We start from the raw sequence: 6025 nt of genomic DNA, 5'->3' as shown, positions 1-6025 counted from the left end.
CACCCAGGCCATCCTCTGCCTCGCCAGACGACGCGTCGACGTCCTCTTCGCCATGCTCAGAGACGGCACCTTCTACGAGTCACGACCAGCCGTCCCGGCTTGACCAAACCCATAAGGGCACCCCCCCGGGGGCTGGGGGCCCTCCCCCAGGAAACGGTGAAAGGGCGGGCCAGGGGCCTCTTTCCCGCCGCGACGGCGAGCAGCCACCGTCAAGGAGCCCGGCGGTGCCGAGCGCACCGGGGTCGTACGCCCCGCGCCCCAGCGGCAACGTGGCGTACGCCATGAATTCGCCCGGATTGGGAACCGCCGCCCGCCGGAGCCGCGTTTTCCCAAGTCCACGGGCCAACGAACCCGTGGGCGCGTTCGGGGGCGCGCGCGAAGGAAAGGGCTCCGCGTTGAACCTGCTCGATCTGCTGCTGTTGCTCGTCGTCCTCGGCTACGCCGTCTCCGGCTTCCGCCGCGGCCTCGTGGCCAGTGTCGTGCTGCTCGCCGGCTTCCTCGGCGGAGCCGTCATCGGCGTGTGGGCGCTGCCGTTCGCCCTGGAGCCCTTCGAGGCGGGGACCGCCACCGCCGCGGTCGTCGCGGTCCTGGTCGTCCTCGTCCCGGCCGCGATCGGCCACGCCCTGGCCGCCCGCCTCGCCTACGCCCTGCGCCGCCGCCTGACGTGGGCCCCGGTCCGCGGCGTCGACGGCGTCGGCGGCGCCGCCGTGAACTCCCTCGCCGTGCTGCTGGTCGGCTGGGTCGCGGCGAGCGTGCTCGTCTCGGCGAATTCGCCGCTCCTGACCCGGCAGATCAGGGACTCGACGCTGCTGGGCGCCGTCCAGACGGCGATGCCGGAGCAGGCGCCGACCTGGTTCAGCCGCACCACGGACGCCCTGAACGGCGCGGGCTTCCCGCAGGTCTTCAACCCCTTCGAGAACGAGCCGGCCACGAGCGTGCCGAAGCCCTCGGGCGACGCCGTCACCCCCGCCGCGACGAAGGCGGCCAAGGAGAGCGTGGTCAAGGTCGAGGGCGTCGCGGACACGGGCGAGGGCCGCCGCGGCCAGGAGGGCAGCGGCTTCGTCTACGCCGCGCAGCACGTGATGACGAACGCCCACGTCGTGGCCGGGGTGAACAACCCCACCGTGCGGGTCGGCGGTGTCGGCAAGGCGTACGGGGCGAAGGTCGTCCTCTTCGATCCGAGGACGGACGTCGCCGTCCTGGACGTGCCGGGCCTGAGGGCGCCGGTGCTGCCGTTCGACAAGTCCGCGAAGCGCGGGGACGCGGCGGTCGTCGCGGGCTTCCCGCAGAACGGCGGCCTCGACATCCGCGCGGCCACGGTCGCCAACGAGGTCCGGGCGAAGGGCCAGGACATCTACGGCGACGGCGTCACCACGCGCACGGTCTACTCGGTCCGTTCCACGATCCGCCCGGGCAACTCCGGCGGCCCGCTGCTGACGCCCTCCGGCCGCGTCTACGGCGTGGTCTTCGCCCGCTCCACGGCGGACGCGGAGACGGGCTACGTCCTGACGGCGGCCCAGGTCGAGGAGGCCGCCGAGCGCGCGGCGACGGCGACGGCGACGGTGACGACGGGGAGCCGGGCGGCGCTGTAGCACCGCCCGGCCACCTCCGCCCGGCCTCCGGTCACTTCTTGCAGCCGGCCAGCACCTGCTGCAGTTTGGCCTTCTCCTTCCGGGTGACGGACAGCCCGTAGTAGTCCTTCACCCCGATCCACGCCTGGCTGTAGAGGCACTCGGCGCCGGCGACCGGCATCCACTTCTCCGGCCCCTTGTCGCCCTTGCGCCGGTTGGCCCAGGTGGACACCGCGATCAGCTGCGGCGAGGCGGCCAGGTCATTGGCGAACTCCTGCCGCTTCTTGGCCGTCCAGCTGCGCGCGCCGGACCCCCACGCGTGCCGCAGCGGCACGACGTGGTCGATGTCGACGTGCGCCGGGTCGGCCATGTCCCTGTTGTCGTACTCGCTGTGCCACCGCCCGCCGACGACCTTGCACCGGCCGTCGAGCGTCGCCGGGACGACGGACTGGAACTTGAGGGCGATCTGCCGGGTGGTGCACCGGTCGACGCCGTGCGGGACCCAGCAGGCGGAGCCGAAGTGCTTGCGGTGGTAGCCCTTGCTGCTGAAGGGCTTGACCTCCAGCTCGCCCAGCATGCGCACGGCCGCCTTGCGGTCCGGCAGGTTCCGGGGCCACTTCAGGGGGAGGGCGTGGCCGCGGCGGCGCGGGGGCGTGGTCGGCGGGTTCCCGGTCTTGGGGGGCCGCGTGTAGATGTCCCCCTCGTCCGCGGCCGGCCCCTCGCAGTCGTTCTCGTCGAAGTCCATCGGGGCCCGGTGCTGGTGCCGCCCGGTCTGCTGCCCGGCCTGCGGGGTGACGGGGTCCGGCGGGGGCGTGGCCCGGGCGGCGGTCCCGGGGAGGGCCGCCGGAACGACGGCGGCGGCGATGGCGAAGGCGATTCCCAGGCGTCTGTACCGGCGCATGACGCATCTCCTCAGGCTGTGCGCTGCTGTGCTGCGGATGCCGATGTGGCCATCATGAGGAATTGACCAAGAGGGGGTCAAATGTGCGTATATTCTGACTAATTCACCCGTCTGGGGAGGGAAACGCCTGCCTCCAGGGCCGCCTACACGGCGATCCGCTCCAGCCCCTCCTCCTCCGCGGCCTCCGCCTCCTCCAGCAGCTTCTCCGCCACCGCGTCCAGGGCGCGGTCGAGGCGGGCGCGGTCCTCGGGGCCGGCGACGTCCCAGTCCTCCAGGCGCGCGGCCAGCCAGGCGCGCCACGCCGTGCCCAGCCGCTCGATCTCCGCCTCGCCCGCGGACGTCAGCGAGAGCCGGTCGCCCTCCACGCGCGCGTACCCGGCCTCCGCCGTGCGGGCGAAGGCCGGCTTCAGCACCTCCGGCGGCATCCGGTGCGCGGCCGCCACCGACGACAGGGCCGCCTCGCCGCGCACCCGCAGGCGCCAGTGGATCTGGCCCAGCGTCCACGCCTCGGCCGCGCCGAGCGGGCTGCCCGACTCCGCCAGGACCTGGCGGCTCACCGGCCCCTTCGCCTTGCGCATGACGCTCGCCACCGCCCGCTCCAGCTGCCGCTCCGCCTCCGCGGAATCCGGGGCCGCGAAGCCCTCGCCCATGTCGGACGCACCGGCCCGCGCGCTGTCGCGCAGCGGCACCTCCTTGAGGAACCAGGCGGCGACGAAGCCCGCCAGCGCCACCGGCACCACCCACAGGAAGACGTAGTTCACGGTCTCCGCGTACGCGTCGACGACCGGCCGCGCCAGCTCCGCCGGCAGCGAGGCCAGCCCCTGCGGGCTGATCACGGCGGACGGCGGCACGCCGGGCGAGCGGGCCAGCGCCTCCAGCAGATTGGGCTCGAGCCGGCTGCTGTAGAGCGTGCCGAAGATGGCCGTGCCGAAGGCGCTGCCGAGCGTGCGGAAGAACGTGACGCCCGAAGTGGCCGTGCCCAGCTCGTGGTACGGGACGGTGTTCTGCACGGCGATCGTCAGCACCTGCATCGCCAGCCCGATGCCCACGCCCAGCACGAACATGTACAGCGACTCCAGCCACGCCCCCGTCGACGCCCCCATCGTCGACATCAGGTACAGCCCCAGCGCCATCACCGCCATGCCCGCGACGGGGAACATCCGGTAGCGGCCGGTGCGGCTGACGGCGACGCCCGAGAGCATGGACGCGCCCAGCAGCCCCGCGACCATCGGCAGGGCCCGCACGCCCGACATGGTGGCCGACACCCCGTCCACGTATTGCAGGTACGTCGGCAGGTACGTCAGCGCGCCCAGCATCGCGAAGCCGACGATGAAGCTGAGGAGGGAGCAGACGGTGAAGACGGGATTGCGGAACAGGTGCATGGGGAGCATCGGTTCCTTCGCCCGCAGCTCCACCAGGACGAAACCCGCCAGGAGGACGATCGCGCCCGCGAAGAGGCCGGTGATGACCGCCGAGCTCCACGCGTACGTGTTGCCTCCCCACTCCAGGCCGAGGACCAGCGCGGAGGCGCCGGCGGCCACCAGGGCGATGCCCAGGTAGTCGATGACGGGGCGCACCGCGGAGCGGACCACCGGGATCGTGCGGGCCGCCATGACGACCATCACGATCGCGACGGGCACGTTGACGTAGAAGCACCAGCGCCAGGTCGCGTGGTCGGTGAAGACGCCGCCCAGGGTCGGGCCGACGACCGTCGTCACGCCGAAGACCGCGCCCAGCGCGCCCTGGTACTTGCCGCGCTCGCGCAGCGGGATGACGTCCGCGATCAGCGCCATGGCGGTGACCATCAGACCGCCGCCGCCGATGCCCTGCAGGGCGCGCGCGGCGATCAGCATCATCATGGAGTTGGCGACGCCCGCGAAGACCGACCCGGCGGTGAAGACGACGGCGCTGAGCTGGAAGACGACCTTCCGGCCGAAGAGGTCGCCGAACTTGCCGACCAGGACGGTCGAGACGGTCTCGGCGAGCAGGTACGCCGTGACCACCCACGCCATGTGCCCGCCACCGCCCAGGTCCGCGACGATCGTCGGCAGCGCCGTGGAGACGATCGTCTGGTCGAGGGCCGCGAGCAGCATGCCGAGCACGATCGTGACGAAGACCAGGTTCGTGCGGCGGCGGCCGAGCGACGGCGGGGCCGCGGGGACGTCCGCCGGGGGCGCGGGGGCCGTGGTCATACTGCCCAGCATTCGGGCAGGGGGCCGGGGCCGCCACCGGGGGCCGCCGCCGTTGCCGCCGCCCGGGGCGGCGCGCGGGTGAGCGAGGGGCGCGCAGAAGCACTGCACAAGCTCTTGCGAGAGGTTTGCAGTACGCCCCTATCATCGAGCGGTTCCAGCCACGGTGGTGTGAAGGAGCGACGTCATGCACGTACCGGACGGATTCATCGACGCGCCCGTCTCGGCCGCCACGGCCGTGGTCGCCGCCGGCGCCGTCGCCGTGAGCCTGCGCGGCGCCCGGCGCGAACTCGACGACAAGGCCGCGCCGCTCGCGGGGCTCGTCGCGGCGTTCATCTTCGCCGTCCAGATGCTGAACTTCCCCGTGGCGGCGGGCACGAGCGGGCACCTGCTCGGCGGCGCGCTCGCCGCGATCCTCGTCGGGCCGTACACGGGCGTGCTCTGCATATCCGTCGTCCTGCTCATGCAGGGCGTCCTCTTCGCCGACGGCGGGCTGACCGCGCTCGGCGTCAACATCAGCGTCATGGGCGTGGTCACGACCGTCGTGGCGTACGCGGTCCTCCGCGCCCTGGTGAAGCTGCTGCCGCGGGGACGCACGAGCCTGACCGCGGCCTCCTTCGCCGCCGCCCTCGTCTCCGTCCCGGCCGCGGCCGCCGCGTTCACCCTGATCTACGCGGCCGGCGGCACGACGGACGTGCCGGTCGGCAAGGTCTTCACCGCGATGGTCGGCGTCCACGCCCTCATCGGCCTGGGCGAGGCCGCGATCACGGCCCTGACGGTCAGCGCGGTGGCAGCGGTCCGCCCGGACCTGATCCACGGCGCGCGGGACCTGATCCGGCCCCTGGAACTGCGCACGGCGCCGGCATCTTCTCTCCGCCGCGACGGCGACCAGCCCGAGCGGCGCGCTCCGGCGGTGCCGGACGGGCTTGAGGAGGGCGGGCAGGGGTTGGGCGCCGTTGCGGCGGATTCGGTGGGCGCCGGTGCGGAGCCGGCGGGGACGCAGGCGTCCCCCGCGCCCGCCGGCGCAAGGCCCGCCGCGGCGCCCCGGTCCGCGCGGCGCCTGTGGGTCGCCGGGCTCGGCGTCGCGCTCGTCTGTGCCGGAGGCGTCAGCTACTACGCCTCCTCCAGCCCCGACGGGCTGGAAAAGGTCGCGCACGACAAGGGCATCGACAGCAAGGCCGAGGAGCACGCCGCCAAGGATTCGCCCCTCGCCGACTACCAGGTCAAGGACGTCGCCGACGAGCGCATCTCCGGCGGGCTCGCCGGAGTGATCGGCGTCGGCGCGACCCTCGCCGCCGGCACCGCCGTCTTCGTGGTCGTGCGCCGCCGCCGCGCCGCCGCCCCGTCCGCCGAGAGCGCCTGAC

The 6025-nt window shown here is 73.5% G+C and carries 4 protein-coding genes; 2 read left to right on the top strand and 2 right to left on the bottom strand.

Going from position 1 to position 6025, the window contains the following annotated elements; genetic code table 11:
- Positions 1-395: 395 nt before the first annotated feature.
- Complete coding sequence (locus ACFPP6_RS26335) at positions 396-1592, top strand: MarP family serine protease (RefSeq protein ID WP_382047106.1); 1197 nt, start codon at positions 396-398, stop codon at positions 1590-1592.
- 31 nt (positions 1593-1623) lie between these two features.
- On the opposite strand, the gene ACFPP6_RS26330 is transcribed toward ACFPP6_RS26335, so the two are convergent.
- Positions 1624-2472: an HNH endonuclease family protein gene (locus ACFPP6_RS26330; RefSeq protein WP_382047103.1), complete on the bottom strand. Its 849-nt coding sequence runs from the start codon at positions 2470-2472 to the stop codon at positions 1624-1626.
- A gap of 143 nt (positions 2473-2615) precedes the next feature.
- Positions 2616-4664, bottom strand: coding sequence for an MDR family MFS transporter (locus ACFPP6_RS26325; RefSeq protein ID WP_382047100.1), 2049 nt, complete (start codon positions 4662-4664; stop codon positions 2616-2618).
- Between the two features lie 184 nt (positions 4665-4848).
- Here ACFPP6_RS26325 and ACFPP6_RS26320 point away from each other — a divergent pair, with 184 nt between their 5' ends.
- Positions 4849-6024 carry an energy-coupling factor ABC transporter permease gene (locus tag ACFPP6_RS26320; RefSeq protein WP_382047097.1) on the top strand — a complete coding sequence of 392 codons (1176 nt, stop codon included), beginning with the start codon at positions 4849-4851 and terminating at the stop codon, positions 6022-6024.
- Position 6025 lies beyond the last annotated feature (1 nt).

Origin of the sequence: Streptomyces aureoversilis (assembly GCF_042657885.1) — a bacterium.
GTDB classification, from domain to species: domain Bacteria; phylum Actinomycetota; class Actinomycetes; order Streptomycetales; family Streptomycetaceae; genus Streptomyces; species Streptomyces aureoversilis.
Note: the sequence above shows the minus strand (reverse complement) of the source record. Positions and strands in the feature narration are given on the sequence as shown.